The sequence below is a fragment of the Nocardioides sp. CPCC 206348 genome, from assembly GCF_048654705.1.
Taxonomy (GTDB): Bacteria; Actinomycetota; Actinomycetes; order Propionibacteriales; family Nocardioidaceae; genus Nocardioides.
Genome location: NZ_JBMCZA010000179.1, coordinates 68,072 through 86,355, shown reverse-complemented (window position 1 = coordinate 86,355; position 18,284 = coordinate 68,072). Strand labels below are relative to the sequence as shown.

The 18,284-nt window shown below is 67.7% G+C and carries 15 protein-coding genes and 1 tRNA gene; 12 read left to right on the top strand and 4 right to left on the bottom strand.

The window, feature by feature from the left end; all coding sequences use genetic code 11:
• Positions 1 to 3: 3 nt before the first annotated feature.
• The 6 genes from trpA (at position 4) to pyk (ending at position 10,072) form a co-directional block, all read left to right on the top strand.
• Entirely contained in the window at positions 4 to 813 is an 810-nt protein-coding gene (gene trpA, locus ACOADB_RS14560) for a tryptophan synthase subunit alpha (RefSeq protein WP_378599956.1), read from the top strand.
• Positions 806 to 1,414, top strand: coding sequence for an SCO family protein (locus ACOADB_RS14555; protein WP_378599894.1), 609 nt, complete (start codon positions 806 to 808; stop codon positions 1,412 to 1,414). The genes trpA and ACOADB_RS14555 overlap by 8 nt, the downstream gene beginning before the upstream one ends.
• Before the next feature lie 10 nt (positions 1,415 to 1,424).
• Entirely contained in the window at positions 1,425 to 2,393 is a 969-nt protein-coding gene (gene lgt / locus ACOADB_RS14550) for a prolipoprotein diacylglyceryl transferase (RefSeq protein WP_378599892.1), read from the top strand.
• Positions 2,394 to 2,527: 134 nt separating this feature from the next.
• Positions 2,528 to 7,117 (top strand): glutamate synthase large subunit, encoded by a 4,590-nt coding sequence (gltB, locus tag ACOADB_RS14545; RefSeq protein ID WP_378599889.1) that lies wholly within the window; start codon positions 2,528 to 2,530, stop codon positions 7,115 to 7,117.
• A complete protein-coding gene (locus tag ACOADB_RS14540; protein WP_378599887.1) occupies positions 7,110 to 8,579 on the top strand; it encodes a glutamate synthase subunit beta in 1,470 nt (489 codons plus the stop codon). Before gltB ends, ACOADB_RS14540 begins: the two co-directional genes overlap by 8 nt.
• Before the next feature lie 29 nt (positions 8,580 to 8,608).
• A complete protein-coding gene (gene pyk / locus ACOADB_RS14535) occupies positions 8,609 to 10,072 on the top strand; it encodes a pyruvate kinase (protein WP_378599884.1) in 1,464 nt (487 codons plus the stop codon).
• Between the two features lie 3 nt (positions 10,073 to 10,075).
• On the opposite strand, the gene ACOADB_RS14530 is transcribed toward pyk, so the two are convergent.
• The gene (locus ACOADB_RS14530; RefSeq protein WP_378599882.1) at positions 10,076 to 10,795 is read right to left on the bottom strand and encodes a transcriptional regulator; all 720 of its coding nucleotides are present in this window, start codon (positions 10,793 to 10,795) and stop codon (positions 10,076 to 10,078) included.
• Positions 10,796 to 10,861: 66 nt separating this feature from the next.
• Positions 10,862 to 10,934 (bottom strand) — tRNA-Leu (locus ACOADB_RS14525).
• Between the two features lie 72 nt (positions 10,935 to 11,006).
• Between ACOADB_RS14525 and ACOADB_RS14520 the strand changes: the two genes are divergently transcribed.
• The 6 genes from ACOADB_RS14520 (at position 11,007) to ACOADB_RS14495 (ending at position 16,645) form a co-directional block, all read left to right on the top strand.
• Positions 11,007 to 11,633: an ANTAR domain-containing response regulator gene (locus ACOADB_RS14520; protein WP_378599879.1), complete on the top strand. Its 627-nt coding sequence runs from the start codon at positions 11,007 to 11,009 to the stop codon at positions 11,631 to 11,633.
• Positions 11,634 to 11,803: 170 nt separating this feature from the next.
• Positions 11,804 to 12,937 carry a branched-chain amino acid ABC transporter substrate-binding protein gene (locus ACOADB_RS14515; RefSeq protein ID WP_378599877.1) on the top strand — a complete coding sequence of 378 codons (1,134 nt, stop codon included), beginning with the start codon at positions 11,804 to 11,806 and terminating at the stop codon, positions 12,935 to 12,937.
• Between the two features lie 98 nt (positions 12,938 to 13,035).
• Positions 13,036 to 14,025 (top strand): branched-chain amino acid ABC transporter permease, encoded by a 990-nt coding sequence (locus tag ACOADB_RS14510; protein ID WP_378599874.1) that lies wholly within the window; start codon positions 13,036 to 13,038, stop codon positions 14,023 to 14,025.
• On the top strand, positions 14,022 to 15,164 hold the full coding sequence (locus tag ACOADB_RS14505) for a branched-chain amino acid ABC transporter permease (protein WP_378599871.1): 1,143 nt from the start codon (positions 14,022 to 14,024) through the stop codon (positions 15,162 to 15,164). The genes ACOADB_RS14510 and ACOADB_RS14505 overlap by 4 nt, the downstream gene beginning before the upstream one ends.
• Positions 15,157 to 15,936: an ABC transporter ATP-binding protein gene (locus ACOADB_RS14500; RefSeq protein ID WP_378599869.1), complete on the top strand. Its 780-nt coding sequence runs from the start codon at positions 15,157 to 15,159 to the stop codon at positions 15,934 to 15,936. The genes ACOADB_RS14505 and ACOADB_RS14500 overlap by 8 nt, the downstream gene beginning before the upstream one ends.
• Complete coding sequence (locus ACOADB_RS14495; RefSeq protein WP_378599866.1) at positions 15,926 to 16,645, top strand: ABC transporter ATP-binding protein; 720 nt, start codon at positions 15,926 to 15,928, stop codon at positions 16,643 to 16,645. The genes ACOADB_RS14500 and ACOADB_RS14495 overlap by 11 nt, the downstream gene beginning before the upstream one ends.
• Positions 16,646 to 16,671: 26 nt before the next feature.
• Here ACOADB_RS14495 and ACOADB_RS14490 read toward each other — a convergent pair whose 3' ends face one another.
• Positions 16,672 to 17,430, bottom strand: coding sequence for an amino acid ABC transporter ATP-binding protein (locus tag ACOADB_RS14490; RefSeq protein ID WP_378599864.1), 759 nt, complete (start codon positions 17,428 to 17,430; stop codon positions 16,672 to 16,674).
• Positions 17,427 to 18,233, bottom strand: a complete 807-nt coding sequence (locus ACOADB_RS14485; protein ID WP_378599861.1) for an amino acid ABC transporter permease — start codon at positions 18,231 to 18,233, stop codon at positions 17,427 to 17,429. Before ACOADB_RS14485 ends, ACOADB_RS14490 begins: the two co-directional genes overlap by 4 nt.
• Between the last annotated feature and the right edge of the window lie 51 nt (positions 18,234 to 18,284).

Below are 18,284 nucleotides of genomic sequence, written 5' to 3'. Positions count from 1 at the left end.
GAAGTGACCAGCAGCAGCATCGCGTTCGAGAAGGCCCGTGCTGCGGGCCGGGCGGCACTCGTCGGCTATCTCCCGGCTGGCTTCCCCGACGTCGACGGCAGCATCGCCGCCCTCAAGGCGATGGTCGATGCCGGCTGCGACGTCATCGAGATCGGCCTGCCGTACAGCGACCCGGTCATGGACGGCCCGACCATCCAGGCAGCGGCCCAGCAGGCCCTCGAGGGCGGGATCCGCACCAGCGACGTGCTCCGCACCGTCGAAGCCGTTGCCGCCACCGGCACGCCCACGCTGGTGATGACCTACTGGAACCCCGTCGAGCGGTACGGCGTCGAGCGGTTCACCCGCGATCTCGCCAGCGCCGGCGGTGCGGGCCTGATCACGCCCGACCTGACGCCGGACTTCGCGCCCGAGTGGATCGCGGCGGCCGACGAGCACGGCCTCGACAAGGTGTTCCTCGTCGCACCGTCCTCCACGGACGAACGGATCGCCATGACGACCGCGGCCTGCCGCGGCTTCGTCTACGCCACCGCCGTCATGGGTGTCACCGGCGCCCGGGCGTCCACCAGTGACCTCGCCGGTCCCCTCGTCGCCCGCACCAAGGCGGCGACGAGCATCCCCGTCGGCGTCGGGCTCGGCGTCAGCAACGGTGCCCAGGCGGCCGAGGTGGCGTCGTACGCCGACGGCGTGATCGTCGGATCCGCATTCGTCCGCGTGCTCCTGGACAACGCGGGGGACCATGCTGCCGGACTGGCCGCGCTCTCGGCATTGACCGAGGATCTCGCGGCTGGCGTCGCCGGGGGCGTGCGTGCGTAGGACGTTCCGCCTCGTCGTACTGCTGATGGCCCTCGGTCTGCTGGGCACGGCCTGCGGGAGCGACCCGGAGGAGTTCACCGGGACCCGGCTCAAGAACCCCTATGCCGCTCCGGACATCGCGCTGACCGACACCGCCGGGCAGCCTTACTCGCTGGCCGCCGACACCGACAAGCCGCTCACACTGGTCTTCTTCGGCTACACCAAGTGCCCGGACTTCTGTCCGATGGTGCTCAACAACATCGCCGCCGCGCTGAACCGGGTCGACGAGGCCGACCGCAAGAAGGTCGACGTGGTGCTGGTGACGACCGATCCCGCGCGCGACACCCCCAAGGTGATGCGTGAGTACCTCGATCGCTTCAACAAGGACTTCATCGGCCTGACCGGCGACCTCGACACGATCATCGCGGTCGGCGACCCGTTGGCGGTCTACGTCAACGACGGCAAGCTGCTGCCCACCGGGGGATACGACCTCGGTGGACACTCGACCTTCACACTCGCCATCGACGGCGACGACGAGGCCATCGCACTGTGGAACCAGGAGACGTCGAACACCGAGTTCGCCGCCGACATCCACACCCTGCTGAACCAGGACGAGGACTAGGACCAACGACGTGTTGCCCCAGCTGATCACCGCCTCCATCCCGAGCCCGGCCAACGGGGTCTGGCACCTCGGGCCGTTCCCGCTCCGCGGCTACGCCCTGTGCATCATCCTCGGCATCATCGTCGCCATCTGGATCGGCGAGAAGCGCTGGGCCGCCCGCGGCGGCACCATCGGCGAGATGCAGGACGTCGCGATCTGGGCTGTCCCGTTCGGGCTCGTCGGCGCCCGGCTCTACCACGTCGCCACCGACTGGAAGGGCTACTTCGGGGAGGGCGGCGACCCGGTGTCGGCCCTGTACGTCTGGCACGGCGGCCTCGGCATCTGGGGCGGCGTGGCGCTCGGCGCTGTCGGCGCCTGGATCGGGGCCCGGCGCAAGGGCATCAAGGTGCTGCCCATGCTCGACGCCCTCGCACCCGGTGTGCTCGTCGCCCAGGCGATCGGACGCTGGGGCAACTGGTTCAACCAGGAGCTCTACGGAAAGCCGACCGACCTGCCCTGGGGCCTGGAGATCGACAAGGCCCACTTCAGCAGCTCCTACGAGCAGCAGCTTTTTGACGCCGGCAAGCCGCTGCCCGACATGGCGACGTTCCACCCGACGTACCTCTACGAGTTCTTCTGGAACCTCGCCGCGTTCGCGTTCATCCTCTGGCTCGAGCGCCGCTACCGCCTGGGCTACGGCCGCGTGATGGCCGTCTACGTCATGGCCTACACGGCGGGGCGTGGCTGGATCGAGTACCTCCGCATCGACGACGTCCAGCTCGACAACGTGCTCGGCCTGCGCTTCAACGTGTGGACCTCGATCGTGCTCTTCGTGGCGGCCGCGGCGTACTTCATCTGGTCCTCCCGGAACCGACCAGGTCGCGAGGAAACGGTGTACGTCGACGGCCGGATCTCGGAGGTCGAGACTGACGTCTCAACGACCGAGAAGACGGTCACGGACGATTCCGATGTGACGGACGAGGCATCCACCAGCGACTAACGATTGGTCAGGGGCGGTTCACACGGTGGTAATCTGGGACTTCCGCCGCGTGGGCCAGTGACGTCCCTTGCGCCTCACCTTCTGTGGCCCCTTCAAGTGGAGTGCCCACAGACGTAGTCGACGGGAGAACCCTGGTGCCTTATACGCACGCGTTCCCGCCGCCGGAGGGTCTTTACGACCCGCGTCACGAAAAGGACGCCTGCGGCGTCGCTTTCGTTGCGACGCTCACCGGTATCGCCAGCCACGACATCGTGGTGAAGGCCCTCACGGCCCTCCGCAACCTGGACCACCGCGGCGCCGCCGGCGCCGAGGTCAACTCCGGCGACGGTGCCGGCATCCTGATGCAGGTGCCGGACGCCTTCCTGCGCGACGCAGCCGTCGAGGCCGGATTCACCCTGCCCGCCGCCGGCCGCTACGCCGTCGGTACGGCGTTCCTGCCGGGCGATGAGGAGCACGTCGCCAAGACGCGCCGCCGCATCGAGGAGATCGCCGTCGAAGAGGGCCTGACCGTCCTCGGCTGGCGCGAGGTCCCGATCAACCCCACGATCCTCGGCACCATGGCGCTCAGCGTCATGCCGACGTTCAGCCAGCTCTTCGTGCAGGCGACCGTTACCGCTGGATCTGGTGAGCCGACCGCTGGCCTGACTGGCCTCGACCTCGAGCGCCTGGCCTTCTGCCTGCGCAAGCGGGCCGAGCGCGAGACTGACGTGTACTTCCCGTCGCTGTCGTCGCGCACCCTCGCCTACAAGGGCATGCTGACGACCGACCAGCTCGACAACTTCTTCCCCGACCTGGTCGACGAGCGGATGGCCTCGGCCCTCGCTGTCGTCCACTCGCGGTTCTCGACGAACACGTTCCCGAGCTGGCCGCTGTCGCACCCGTTCCGGTTCATCGCCCACAACGGCGAGATCAACACCGTCATGGGCAACCGCAACTGGATGCGGGCCCGCGAGGCGCTGCTCACGTCCGACGCGATCCCCGGTGACCTCGACCGGCTGTTCCCGATCTGCACCCCCGGTGCCTCGGACTCCGCGTCGTTCGACGAGGTGCTCGAGCTGCTCCACATGGGTGGGCGCAGCCTGCCGCACGCCGTGCTGATGATGATCCCGGAGGCGTGGGAGAACCACACCGAGATGTCGGAGCTGCGGCGCGACTTCTACCGCTTCCACTCCACGATGATGGAGCCCTGGGACGGGCCGGCGTGTGTCGTCTTCACCGACGGCACCCAGATCGGCGCGGTCCTGGACCGCAACGGCCTGCGCCCCGCCCGGTACTGGGTCACCGAGGACGGTCTCGTCGTCCTCGCCTCGGAGGTCGGCGTGCTCGACCTCGACCCGGCCACCGTGGTCCGCAAGGGCCGCCTGCAGCCGGGCCGGATGTTCCTCGTCGACACCGATGAGCACCGGATCATCGAGGACGAGGAGATCAAGGACCAGCTCGCTGCCGAGCGCCCCTACGGCGAGTGGCTGCACGCCGGCATGATCCACCTCGACGACATCCCCGAGCGTGAGCACATCGTGCACACCCACGCCTCGGTGACGCGTCGCCAGCAGGTCTTCGGCTACACCGAGGAAGAGCTGCGGATCCTGCTCACGCCGATGGCGAACACCGGGGGCGAGGCCCTCGGCTCGATGGGTACCGACACCCCCATCGCGGCCCTCAGCGAGAAGCCCCGGCTGCTGTTCGACTACTTCAGCCAGCTGTTCGCGCAGGTCACGAACCCGCCGCTGGACGCGATCCGCGAGGAGCTCGTCACCTCGCTCAACGGCAGCATCGGTCCGGAGTCCAACGTCCTTGAGCCGAGCCCGGCCTCGTGCCGTCAGGTCTCCCTGCCGTTCCCGGTCATCTCCAACGACGACCTGGCCAAGATCCGTCACATCAACCGCGACGGCGACCACCCGGGCTTCGTGACCCACGTGTCCCGCGGCCTGTACGCCGTCGAGGGTGGCGGAGCGGCCATGGCCGCCCGCCTCGACGAGATCTGCGCCGAGGTCAGCCAGGCGATCGCCGATGGTGCCCGCATCATCGTGCTGTCCGACCGTCACTCCACCGCCGAGCTCGCGCCGATCCCGTCGCTGCTGCTCACCGGTGCCGTGCACCACCACCTGGTCCGCGAGAAGACCCGCACCCAGGTCGGCCTGCTGGTCGAGGCCGGCGACGTCCGCGAGGTGCACCACGTCGCGCTCCTCGTCGGGTACGGCGCGGCCGCGGTCAACCCGTACCTCGCGATGGAGTCCGTCGAGGACCTCGCCCGCGAGGGGTACTACGTCACGACCGAGCCCGAGCAGGCGGTCAAGAACCTGATCAAGGGCCTCGGCAAGGGCGTCCTGAAGGTCATGAGCAAGATCGGTGTCTCGACCGTCGCGTCGTACACCGGTGCCCAGATCTTCGAGTGCATCGGTCTCTCGCAGGCCGTCGTCGACCGTTACTTCACCGGTACGACGTCCAAGCTCGGCGGCATCGAGCTCGACGTCATCGCCCAGGAGGTCGCCGCCCGGCACGCCAAGGCGTACCCGCCGGCCGGCATCGCGCCCGCGCACCGCGAGCTCGAGATCGGTGGCGAGTACCAGTGGCGTCGTGAGGGGGAGCCGCACCTGTTCAACCCGGAGACGGTCTTCCGCCTCCAGCACTCCACCCGTACCGGTCGCTACGACATCTTCAAGCAGTACACCGCTGCGGTGGACGAGCAGTCCGAGAAGCTGATGACGCTGCGCGGCCTGTTCCGGTTCAAGGACGCCGCAGAGTCCGGTCGCGCGCCGATCTCCATCGACGAGGTCGAGCCGATCTCGTCGATCGTGAAGCGGTTCTCGACCGGCGCGATGTCGTACGGTTCGATCTCCCGTGAGGCCCACGAGACGCTGGCCATCGCCATGAACCGGTTGGGCGCGAAGTCCAACACCGGTGAAGGTGGCGAGGACGCCGACCGCCTCTACGACCCCGAGCGGCGCAGCTCGATCAAGCAGGTCGCCTCGGGCCGCTTCGGCGTCACGAGCGAGTACCTCACCAACGCCGACGACATCCAGATCAAGATGGCGCAGGGCGCCAAGCCCGGCGAGGGTGGCCAGCTGCCCGGCAACAAGGTGTACCCGTGGGTGGCCAAGACCCGGCACTCCACGCCGGGTGTGGGCCTGATCAGCCCGCCGCCGCACCACGACATCTACTCGATCGAGGACCTGGCCCAGCTGATCCACGACCTCAAGAACGCCAACCCGTCGGCCCGCGTCCACGTGAAGCTGGTCTCCGAGGTCGGCGTCGGCACGGTCGCTGCAGGTGTGTCGAAGGCGCACGCCGACGTCGTCCTGATCTCCGGCCACGACGGCGGAACGGGCGCCTCGCCGCTGACCTCGCTCAAGCACGCCGGTGGTCCCTGGGAGCTCGGCCTCGCCGAGGCCCAGCAGACCCTGCTGCTCAACGGCCTGCGCGACCGCATCGTCGTGCAGACCGACGGTCAGCTCAAGACCGGCCGTGACGTCGTCATCGCTGCCCTGCTCGGTGCCGAGGAGTTCGGTTTCGCGACCGCTCCGCTGGTGGTGTCGGGCTGCATCCTGATGCGCGTGTGCCACCTCGACACCTGCCCCGTGGGCGTCGCGACGCAGAACCCCGTCCTGCGCGAGCGGTTCAGCGGCAAGGCCGAGTACGTCGTCAACTTCTTCGAGTTCATCGCCCAGGAGGTGCGCGAGCTGCTCGCCGAGCTCGGCTTCCGCAGCATCGAGGAAGCCGTCGGCCAGGTGCAGGCCCTCGACACGGTCGGTGCCGTCACGCACTGGAAGGCGGCGGGCCTCGATCTGGCGCCGATCCTGCACAAGGTCGACGTCGCCGAGACGCACTTCCCTGACCAGGACCTCCGCAACACCGGCACCCAGGACCACGGCCTGGACCGGTCGCTGGACGTCACGGAGATCCTTCCGCTGGCGCAGCCGGCGCTGGAGTCCGGAGAGCCGGTGCGCGCTCAGCTGAGCATCCGCAACGTCAACCGGACCGTCGGCACGATCCTGGGCCACGAGGTCACCAAGAAGTACGGCGGCGCGGGCCTGCCCGACGGAACGATCGACCTGACGTTCATCGGTTCGGCCGGGCAGTCGCTGGGTGCGTTCGTGCCGAACGGCATCACGCTGCGACTCGAGGGCGACGCCAACGACTACGTCGGCAAGGGCCTCTCGGGCGGCCGGATCGCGATCCGTCCCGACCGCAACGCGTCCTTCCGTGCCAACGAGCACATCATCGCGGGCAACACGATCGCGTACGGCGCCACGTCGGGCGAGATCTTCATCCGCGGCGGGGTGGGCGAGCGCTGCTGCGTCCGCAACTCCGGCGCCACGGTCGTCACCGAAGGTGTCGGCGACCACGGGTGTGAGTACATGACCGGCGGTCGGGTGGTCGTCCTCGGCAAGACCGGGCGCAACTTCGCGGCCGGCATGTCCGGCGGCGTCGCCTGGGTGCTCGACCTCAAGCACAACCGTGTCAACGGCGAGCTCGTGGAGCTGGGTCCGGTGACCGGTGCCCATGCTGACGAGCTCGAGCAGATCGTTCGCACGCATCACGAAGAGACCGGTTCGGACGTGGCTGCAGAGCTGCTCGCCGACTGGACCACCGCACTGACGCGGTTCACCGAAGTCATGCCGCGCGACTACCGGATCGTGCTCGAAGCCAAGGCCAAGGCCGAAGCCGAGGGACTCGACGAGGATGGCGTGGCCCACGCGATGATGGGGGCCCTCCATGGCTGATCCCAAGGGATTCTTGAAGAGCGACCGTGAGGTCGCGACCCGCCGTCCCGTCGAGGAGCGGATCCAGGACTGGAACGAGGTCTACCCGGGAGGGATCGGCCGCGCCCTGCTGCCGATCATCAACGTGCAGGCCAGCCGTTGCATGGACTGCGGCATCCCGTTCTGCCACCAGGGCTGCCCGCTCGGGAACATCATTCCCGAGTGGAACGACCTCGTGTTCCGCAACGACTGGGAGGGCGCGATCGAGCGCCTGCACGCGACCAACAACTTCCCGGAGTTCACCGGTCGCCTCTGCCCGGCCCCGTGCGAGACCGCTTGCGTGCTCGGCATCAACCAGCCGGCCGTCACGATCAAGAACATCGAGGTCTCGATCATCGACAAGGCCTTCGACTCCGGCTTCGTGCGGCCGCAGCCGCCGGAGTGGCTGTCGGGCAAGACGATCGCGGTCGTCGGCTCGGGTCCTGCCGGCCTCGCTGCCGCCCAGCAGCTGACGCGTGCGGGTCACACCGTCGCCGTCTACGAACGGGCCGACAAGCCCGGTGGGCTGCTGCGCTACGGCATCCCCGAGTTCAAGATGGAGAAGAAGCACGTCGACCAGCGCCTCGAGCAGATGAAGCGCGAGGGCACCGTGTTCCGTTCGGGTGTCGAGGTCGGCAGTGGTGACCTCACCGGACAGGCCCTCAAGGACCGGTACGACGCCGTCGTGATCGCGATCGGCTCGACCGTTGCGCGTGACCTGCCGGTGCCCGGACGCGAGCTCAACGGCATCCACCAGGCGATGGAATTCCTCCCGCAGGCCAACCGCGTCGCGCTGGGGGAGACCGTCGAGGGGCAGATCCGTGCGGACGGCAAGCACGTCGTCATCATCGGTGGCGGTGACACCGGCGCCGACTGCCTCGGCACCTCGGTGCGCCAGGGCGCGGCCTCGATCACGCAGCTCGAGATCCTGCCGGAGCCTCCGGTCGACCGTCCCGCGGGACAGCCGTGGCCGACGTACCCGATGACGTTCCGGATCTCCTCGGCCCACGAAGAGGCCGGTGACCGGGTCTACTCGGTGTCGACCAAGGAGTTCCTGGGCGACGAGGACGGCAACGTCCGCGCGCTGCGGATCGTCGAGGTCTCGTTCGAGGGCGGCAAGCTCGTCGAGAAGGAGGGTTCGGAGCGGGAGATCCCGGCCGACCTCGTCCTGTTCGCGATGGGCTTCGTCGGACCCGAGCAGCCCGGTCTGGTCGAGCAGCTCGGTGTCGAGCTCGACGAGCGCGGCAACATCAAGCGGTCGAACAACTACGCGACCTCGGTCGACGGCGTGTTCGTTGCCGGTGACGCCGGTCGTGGCCAGTCGCTCATCGTGTGGGCCATCGCCGAGGGCCGTGCGGCCGCCGCTGGTGTGGACGAGTTCCTCACCGGCAGCACCCAGCTGCCCGCGCCGATTCCACCCACTGCTCGCCCCTTGGTGGTCTGAACGTTCCAACGAGCCGATAGGGTGCACACGTGCGGAGAGCCAAGATCGTGTGCACCCTGGGGCCGGCCACCAGTTCCGAGAGGCGGATCCGCGAGCTGGTCTACGCCGGGATGGACGTGGCCCGGCTCAACATGAGCCACGGCAGCCACGAGCAGCACGCGGAGGCCTACCGGCTGGTCCGCGAGGCCTCGGACGCCAGCGGCCACGGCGTCGGCATCCTCGCTGACCTGCAGGGCCCGAAGATCCGCCTCGAGCGGTTCTCCGGCGGCCCGGTCCGGCTCACGCGCGGACAGCGCTGGACGATCACCACCCGCGACGTCGACGGCAACGCCGAGATCTGCGGGACGACGTACAAGGGCCTGCCCGGTGATGTCGCCCCGGGTGACCCGCTCCTGATCGACGACGGCAAGGTCCGCCTGCGGGTGGTGGAGGTCGTCGACGGCACGGACGTGGTGACCGAGGTCCTGGTCGCCGGCATGGTGAGCAACAACAAGGGCATCAACCTGCCCGGTGTCGCCGTATCGGTGCCGGCCCTGTCCGAGAAGGACATCACCGACCTCCGGTTCGCCCTGCACCTCGGTGTCGACTTCATCGCCCTCAGCTTCGTGCGGAACGCCCAGGATGCCGAGGACGTGCGCGCGATCATGCGCGAAGAAGGCATCATGCTGCCGATCATCGCCAAGATCGAGAAGCCCCAGGCCGTCGAGAACCTCGACGAGGTCATCAAGGCGTTCGACGCCTTCATGGTGGCTCGCGGCGACCTCGGCGTCGAGTGTCCGCTGGAGGAGGTGCCCTTCCTCCAGAAGAAGATCATCGTGGCCGCCCGGCGCAACGCGAAGCCCGTCATCGTGGCGACCCAGATGCTCGAATCGATGATCACCAGCCCGGCGCCCACCCGCGCCGAGGCCAGTGACGTCGCCAACGCGGTGCTCGACGGCGCCGACGCCGTGATGCTCTCGGGGGAGACCGGTGTGGGAGAGCACCCGATCCACACCGTGGAGACGATGGCCCGGATCATCGCCGCCACCGAGGAGCACGCGCTCGTCGACGACACGTTCAGCCGGTTCGGACGCATCGAGTGGGACCCGCACACCCGTGCCGGCGTGATCACCAAGGCGGCCGAGGAGGTGGCCCAGCGGGTGAACGCGAAGTATGTCGTCGCGTTCACCCAGTCCGGTGACTCGGCCCGTCGCCTCGCGCGGCTGCGCAGCTCCATCCCGGTGCTGGCCTTCACCCCCGAGGCCCGCTGCCGCTCGCAGCTCGCCGTCACCTGGGGCGTCGAGGCCTTCCAGACCAAGACCGTCGAGCACACCGACGAGATGGTCCGCCAGGTCGACGAGGAGCTGCTGAAGATCGGCCGCGTGCAAGAAGGCGACCTGGTCGTGATCGTCGCCGGCAGCCCGCCGGGCATCCCCGGCTCTACGAACGCGCTGCGCATCCACCGGATGGGCGACGCCATCAATGAAGCCGCCCCGGCGTACCGAAGGCGCTGAGCGTCAGCTCTTCAAGCCGATCAGCTCGTCGAGTCGAGCCACGGCCTCGCGTCGGGACACGCTGATCACCCGGACGTTCGACTGACGCCACGGGATGTCAACGAGGTCGAGCGCCCAGCAGCAGAGCTCACGGATGTCCTGGGACGCATTCACGAACTGCCAGCGGGGATATTCGTAGGTCTTGAGCTGTCCTGCCACCGGCCTGCGCGCCCAGTTCTTCACACGGCTCCCGTCGGAGTGGAACAGCCCGCGCAGGAAGGGGCCGGGGTGGTCCTCGACGATGGTGCGCTGCCATTCCTCGAGCAGGATCGGGCGCAGGTGTTTCGGGCCAGGGCCGTGTTGCGGAAAGAGACAAGGCCAGTGCTGCCATCGGGACTGGACGTTGACGCATCCCGGTCGGCGGAGCAGCGCTTCCCGGCCCGTCGGATGCACGGCGGCCATGCATGCTGCGACGTCCTCGATGATTGATGGGTACGTCGCGTCGCAGCTGACGCGCAGGGCGTAGTAGCGCTTGCCGCGAGCAATGTGTCCGTCGCCGAGGTAGAACCCGAGCAGCGCGGCGTACGCCTCCTCCGGGAGAACCGCCGATCCGCAACGAGCACAGGATGCTCGACGTCGCGCGAACGCCTCCGGATCCTTGGACCAGCCGATCACCGTCGAGAGACTGACACCGGTCTCACCTGACACCGTGGTCCAGGTGGCGCCGGACTGCCTGAGCGCCATGGCTCGATTCCGCATGTGTTCCGAGTACACAGCGTCGATGCTCGCGCGAGGCTCCGACACTTCAGGTGCCCCGGGTGAGATTCGAACTCACACTGGATGTGGTTTGAGCACATTGTCTCTGCCGTTGGACTACCGGGGCCGGTGACCGTCGAAAACCGTAGCCGAGACGCCTGTGCAGCGCCGCATCGCCCCGCCCCGATAGCCTTGCCTCGTGACCGAGACCGCCGCGACCCCTTCGCCCTCGACCCCACGGCAGCGCACCGTGGTGATCGCCGAGGACGAGACCCTGATCCGGATGGACCTTGCCGAGATGCTGGCCGACGAGGGGTACGACGTCGTCGGCCAGGCCGGCGACGGGCAGCGTGCGATCGAGCTGGCCGAGGAGCACCGTCCCGACCTGGTCATCCTGGACGTGAAGATGCCGGTGCTCGATGGCATCGCGGCCGCCGAGGCGATCGCCGGCAAGCGGATCGCGCCGGTCGTGATGCTGACCGCGTTCTCGCAGCGCGACCTGGTGGAGCGGGCGCGTGAGGCAGGCGCGATGTCGTACCTCGTCAAGCCGTTCTCGCAGACCGACCTGGTGCCGGCGATCGAGATGGCGGTCAGCCGGTTCGCCGAGATCACCCAGCTGGAGAGCGAGGTCACCGACCTCAAGGAGCGCCTCGAGACCCGCAAGGCCGTGGATCGCGCCAAGGGGATCCTCCAGGAGCAGCTCTCGCTGTCCGAGGGTGACGCATTCCGGTGGATCCAGAAGACCGCCATGGACCTGCGGATGTCGATGCGCGAGGTTGCCGACGGAATTGTCACGCACGGCGTCCCGGGCGGGACATCTGCGTAAATAATCCGTGTGATGCGGCTCTCAGGTAACAGATTCATCAGGATTCGACCTCAGAGCCGCCGAGTTGCTTCCGCCCCACCCGAATGCGGGTGTAGGTTCCCGCGGCAGGACACGTCCTCCGCGTGCAGCGACCGCTGCACGCCGGAACGACACAGGAAGCGGGAATTGTCTTGAGGCGTAACAAGGTAGTCGGGCTCGGCGCGGTTGTGCTGACCCTCGGCCTTTCACTGACGGCATGTGGGACCACTGAGGACGGCGACGGCGGCAGCGACGCCGCCTGCGATCTCAAGCTCGCGTTCTTCGGCCCGGAGACCGGGCCGGCGGCTGGCCTCGGCAAGCCGATCATCCAGGGCATGCAGCTCGCCGTCGACGAGTACAACGACGACGCCGACTGCGACGTCGAAATGGTCAAGTACGACTCGCAGGGCAGCCCGGACGAGGCTCCGTCGCTGGCCACCGAGGTCGCGGGCGACGAGTCCATCGTCGGTGTCGTGGGCCCGGCCTTCTCCGGTGAAGGTGCCGCAGCTGGCCCGATCTTCGCCGAGGCCGGCGTTCCGACGGTCACCCCGTCGGGCACCAACCCCGGTCTGTCCACCAACGGCTGGGACACCTTCCACCGTGCCCTCGGCAACGACGCGACCCAGGGTCCCGCCGCTGCCAAGTACATCAAGGACACGCTGAAGGCCGCCTCGGTCTTCGTCATCGATGACGCCTCCGAGTACGGCGCCGGCCTTGCCGGCATCGTCGAGAAGGACCTCTCTGGCGCGGTCAAGGGCACCGACACCATCCAGACGGGCCAGACTGACTTCTCCACGACGGTCACCAAGGTGAACGACGCCAAGCCGGACGCTGTCTTCTTCGGTGGTTACTACGCCGAGGCGACGATCCTCATCGGTCAGCTCCGCGACGGTGGCTACGACGGCAAGTTCGTCGTTGCCGACGGCGTGAAGGACCCGGCGTTCCTCGACGCGAAGGACGCCGCTGAGGGCACCATCATCACCTGCCCGTGCATCCCGGACACCGACCCGGCCGTCGCGACCTTCGCGAAGGACTACGAGGCGGAGTTCGGCGAGGCGCCGGGCACCTATGCCGCCGAGGCGTACGACGCCGCGAACATCTTCCTCGACGGCATCGAGTCGGGCATCGACAACCGCGAGGACCTGCTCGCCTTCGTCAACGACTACGACGAGAAGGGCATCACCAAGCAGCTGAAGTTCGACAAGACGGGTGAGCCGGCCGACGTCCACGTGTACGCGTACACGGTCAAGGGCGGCGCCATCGTCCCCGAGGGCGAGATCAAGTGATCGACGGCTGAACCGTTTCACAACCATGACAGTGCGGCGGTCGGGGACGTGCGTCCCCGACCGCCTCTCTGTCCACAACCAGGGGCCAGGAGGCCTGGGTGAATTTCGAATTCTTCTTCAACAACCTTCCCGAGCTCACCATCACCGGGCTCGCGTTTGGTGCCATCTACGCGCTGATCGCGCTCGGCTACACGATGGTCTACGGCGTTCTCCAGCTGATCAACTTCGCTCACTCCGAAGTGTTCATGTACGGCACGTTCGCGACACTCTGGACGGTCATCGCCCTCAATGCGGCTGATGCGAACGGCGTGAAGCTGATCGCGATCCTGATCGTGGCGTTGTTCGCCTCGATGGCGTTGTCCGCCCTGATCGCACTGGCTCTCGAGCGGGTGGCCTATCGCAGCCTGATCGAACGGGACGCACCGCGCCTGATCGCCCTGATCTCCGCGATCGGTGCCTCGTTCGTCCTCGCCGAGATCATGGGCCTGCGCGACCGCATCGCCGGCTGGTTCGGCCTCGAGGACGACCTCAGCGAATACGTCGGCAAGGCCCGCATCAACAACAGCATGGCCGGCACGCTCGAGAAGCCGCGCTTCGATGTCGCCGGGGTCTCCATCTCGAGCATCGACATCATCGTGATCGTTGCGGCGATCGGCATGATGGTCCTGCTCGACCAGTTCGTACGACGGTCCCGACTCGGCAAGGGCATCCGCGCCACCGCGCAGGATCCCGAGACCGCGTCGTTGATGGGCGTCAACCCGACCCGGACCATCCAGGTCACCTTCCTCATCGGCGGTCTGATGGCCGGTGTGGCGGCGTTCCTCTACATGCTCAAGATCGACACGACCAAGTACGACGTCGGCTTCCTGCTCGGCGTCAAGGCCTTCACGGCCGCCGTGCTCGGTGGCATCGGCAACCTGCGCGGCGCCCTGCTGGGTGGCCTGGTGCTCGGTGTGGCGGAGAACTGGGGCCAGGCACTGTTCGGCGGTGAGTGGCGTGACGTGATCGCCTTCGTCCTGCTGGTCCTCATCCTGCTCGTCCGGCCCACCGGCCTCCTGGGCGAGTCGCTCGGAAAGGCGCGGGCATGAACATCGGTTTCAAGGACAAGTTGACCGGGCTCCCGAAGCCCGTGCGGATCCTGCTCTGGATCCTGTTGGCGCTCTTCGCCTACGCGTTGCCGTTGCTCGAGCTGCCGATCATCTCGACGCCCGGCGTCGACTTCGGCGGTGTGCTGTTCACGGTGACGATCTACTGCCTCGTGGCGCTCGGGCTCAACATCGTCGTCGGCTACGCGGGCCTGCTCGACCTCGGGTACGTCGGCTTCTACGCCATCGGCGCCTACACCGTCGGCATCCTGACGTCGTTCCACGCGAACTGGCCGCTGCTCCTCGCGATTCCGGTTGCGGTCGTGGCTGCCATGATCTCGGGCGTCATCCTGGGCGCACCGACCCTGCGGGTCCGCGGCGACTACCTCGCCATCGTGACCCTCGGGTTCGGCGAGATCATCCGCCTCACCGCGGTGAACCTCGAGTGGCTGGGCGACGCGCGCGGCATCAAGAACATCGCCAAGCCGCCGAACATCGGTGACGAGAAGACCGGCCTGTTCGAGATCCCGCACCTGCTCTGGGGCGACGGCACCGTGCTGGTCGACACCGAGCACCCGACGAAGTTCCTCGTGTTCGGCTACATCGACCAGGTGCCGTACTACTGGATGGGCCTGACCGCGGTCATCATCGTGCTGATCGCCGACATCCTCATCAAGAGCAGTCGGGTCGGCCGCGCCTGGGAGGCCACGCGCGAGGACGAGGACGCCGCCGAGCTGATGGGTGTCCCCACCTTCAAGTTCAAGCTGCTGGCCTTCTCCACCGGCGCCTTCGTCGGTGGCCTGGCCGGTGCTCTCTACGCCAGTCGCCAGGGGTTCATCAACCCGCTGTCGTTCCTGCTCCTCTACTCGATCCTGTTCCTCGCGGCAGTGGTCGTCGGTGGACAGGGCAACAGGTGGGGCGTCCTGCTGGGCGCGATCCTGGTCGCCTACCTGCCGCAGCGGTTCCGGGAGTTCGACGACTTCCGGGTGCTCGCCTTCGGCGCCGCACTCGTGCTGCTCGCGACCTTGCGTCCCGAGGGCCTGCTGCCGCCGAAGCGAACGGTTCGCGCCAAGCAGCTGGAACAGGAGCTCGAAGAGCTCGAACAAGGCACCGACGAGGGAGAGGAGGCAGCCCGTGTCTGAACGCATCCTGGATGTCCAGGGCCTGACGCTGAAGTTCGGTGGCCTGACCGCCCTCGACGACGTCTCGCTCCACATCAACGAGGGCGAGATCCTCGGCCTGATCGGCCCCAACGGAGCCGGCAAGACCACCTGCTTCAACGCGATCACCGGTGTCTACGCACCCACGAACGGCGACATCCTGTTCCAGGGCAAGTCGATCGTGGGCATGAAGAAGCACCAGATCACCAAGCAGGGGATCGCGCGCACCTTCCAGAACATCCGGCTGTTCCCGACGATGACCGCGCTCGAGAACGTGCTCGTGGGGGCCGACGCCCAGCACAGCACGGGCATGCTCACCGCGCTGTTCCGGTTGCCCAAGCACCGGCGGGAGGAGAGGCAGGGCCACGAGCGGGCGATGGAGCTGCTCCGCTTCATGGGCATCCACCGCAAGGCCGACGAGCTGGCGGCCAACCTCTCCTACGGCGATCAGCGTCGTCTGGAGATCGCGCGGGCGATGGCCACGGGCCCGAAGCTGATCTGTCTCGACGAGCCGGCCGCGGGCTTCAACCCGGCGGAGAAGGTCGAGCTGATGGACCTGATCCGCAAGGTGCGCGACCAGGGCTTCACCGTGCTGCTGATCGAACACGACATGCGTCTGGTCATGGGCGTGACCGACCGGATCGTGGTGCTGGAGTTCGGCCGCAAGATCGCCGAGGGCAGCCCGTCCGAGATCCGTGACAACCCGGCGGTCATCGCCGCCTATCTGGGAGTGGACGAAGAAGATGCTTCTTGAGGTCGAAGGCCTCTGTGTCAACTACGGGCACATCGAGGCAATCCGTGACATCAGTTTCGGCGTGCCGGAAGGCACCGTCACCACCCTGATCGGCGCCAACGGCGCCGGGAAGACCACGACGCTGAAGACGGTCTCGGGGTTGCGGAAGGTGCGCGCCGGATCCATCAAGTTCGAGGGCAAGGACATCACCTCGATCGAGCCCTACAACCGGGTGAAGCTGGGCATCAGCCAGTCCCCGGAAGGGCGCCGCTGCTTCATCGGCATGACCGTGCGCGAGAACCTGGAGATGGGTGCGTTCACGCGCAAGGACCGCAAGACCGCGGCCTATCGTGAGGACCTCGACCGGGTGCTGGCGTTGTTCCCGCGCCTGGACGAGCGGATCGACCAGGTCGCCGGCACCATGTCGGGTGGCGAGCAGCAGATGCTGGCGATGGGGCGAGCCCTGATGTCGCGCCCGCGCCTGTTGCTGCTCGACGAGCCGTCCATGGGCCTGGCGCCCAAGCTGATCCAGCAGATCTTCTCGATCATCACCGAGATCAACCAGCAGGGCACGACGGTGCTGCTGGTCGAGCAGAACGCTGCGCAGGCGCTCAAGCGCTCGCACGACGCCCACATCCTCGAGACGGGCTCGATCGTGCGTACGGGCACCGGCAAGGAATTGGCCGGCGACCCCGCCGTCAAGGCCGCCTACCTCGGTGGCGACGTGTGAGTCGTCCGGGGCTGCCGGCCTGAGGGTCAGAGCACCTTCGAGAGGAAGGCCTGCGTCCGCTCGTGCTGCGGGTTCGACAGTACGTCGGCGGGCCGGCCTTCCTCGACGACGACTCCGCCGTCCATGAAGACGAGCTTGTTGCCGACCTCGCGGGCGAAACCCATCTCGTGGGTCACGACCATCATCGTCATGCCCTCGCTGGCGAGGTCCTTCATGACAGCCAGGACGTCGCCGACGAGCTCGGGGTCGAGCGCGCTCGTGGGCTCGTCGAACAGCATCATGTCCGGGTCCATCGAGAGCGCCCGGGCAATGGCGACGCGTTGCTGCTGTCCGCCGGAGAGGTGCGCCGGGTAGGCCGCTTCCTTCTCCGACAGCCCGACCTTGGCGAGGTTCTGGCGCGCGATCTCCACGGCCTCGCCCTTGCCCCGGCCACGGACAGTGCGCTGGGCGAGGGTGAGGTTCTTCAGCACGGACAGGTGCGGGAACAGGTTGAACTGCTGGAACACCATGCCGATCCGCGACCGCACGTCGTCCAGGTCCACCTCGGGGTCGCAGATGTCGACGCCCTCGATGAGGATCTCGCCCGAGGTCGGCTCCTCGAGCCGGTTCACGCAGCGCAGCAGCGTGGACTTGCCCGAGCCCGAGGGACCGATGACGCACACCACCTGGCCGGGGTCGACGTGGAAGTCGATGCCCTTGAGCACTTCGTTGTGCCCGAAGTACTTGTGCAGGCCGCGCACGTCGATCGCGGGAGTCGTGGACTCCGCCAACAGCTCGGATGTCATCGTGTTGCCTTCCTCTGCCGGCGTTCGAGCCAGGCCACGAGCTGGGTGAGCGGGATGGTGATCACCAGGTAGAGCAATGCCGCCTGGACCAGGCTGGTGGCCGTTCCGGCGGACGGGCCCGAGGACTGGAAGTCGCGGGCGACGTTGGTGAGCTCGCGACCGTTGAACTCGGCGCCGATGACCGAGAGCAGCGCGGTGTCCTTGATCAGGAGCACGAACTCGTTGGTCAACGGCGGGATCACCACGCGGAAGGCCTGGGGGAGGACCACCTTGAACATCGTGGACATCGGCCCCATGCCGAGGGACCGCGCCGCCTCGGTCTGGCCCTTGGGAACGGCCTGGATGCCGGCACGCAGCGTCTCGGCCATGTAGGCACCGGCCACCATGATCAGGGCGAGCAGGCCTGCCCCGACCAGGCCGCCCGGCGGTGACCACTGGAACGCGATCGGCACGCCGAACCCCATGAACAGGATGACGACCAGCGCCGGCAACCCGCGGAAGAACTCGACGTACACGGTCGCGATCCAGCGCAACGTCGCGATCGGCGACATGCGCATCAGCGCGAGGACGACGGCGAGCACCAGGCCACCGGCGAACGCGATCACGGTGTACTTGATCGTGTTGAGGGCGCCGATGGTGATCAGGTCGCCCCAGTTGCCGTCGCTGAGGGCGACACCGAGCGGGTTCCAGAAGTTCTGCTTGATGACCGTCCAGTCGGCGACGAGCGCCAGCGCGAGCAGGACGAGGACGATGGCGAGATTGACGCCGTAGCGGACCAGCCGCGTGCGGGTGGTCCGCTTCATGGTCGCCACGTCATGCCCGCCCGGCCGGAGCCGGGGTCATCACTCGACCTC

Coding starts and splice junctions, on each gene's coding strand:
- ACOADB_RS14540 (WP_378599887.1), top strand. CDS start 7,110: ATGGCTGATCCCAAGGGATTCTTGAAGAGCGACCGTGAGGTCGCGACC.
- ACOADB_RS14490 (WP_378599864.1), bottom strand. CDS start 17,430: ATGACATCCGAGCTGTTGGCGGAGTCCACGACTCCCGCGATCGACGTG.
- ACOADB_RS14530 (WP_378599882.1), bottom strand. CDS start 10,795: ATGGCGCTCAGGCAGTCCGGCGCCACCTGGACCACGGTGTCAGGTGAG.
- ACOADB_RS14485 (WP_378599861.1), bottom strand. CDS start 18,233: ATGAAGCGGACCACCCGCACGCGGCTGGTCCGCTACGGCGTCAATCTC.
- ACOADB_RS14505 (WP_378599871.1), top strand. CDS start 14,022: ATGAACATCGGTTTCAAGGACAAGTTGACCGGGCTCCCGAAGCCCGTG.
- ACOADB_RS14495 (WP_378599866.1), top strand. CDS start 15,926: ATGCTTCTTGAGGTCGAAGGCCTCTGTGTCAACTACGGGCACATCGAG.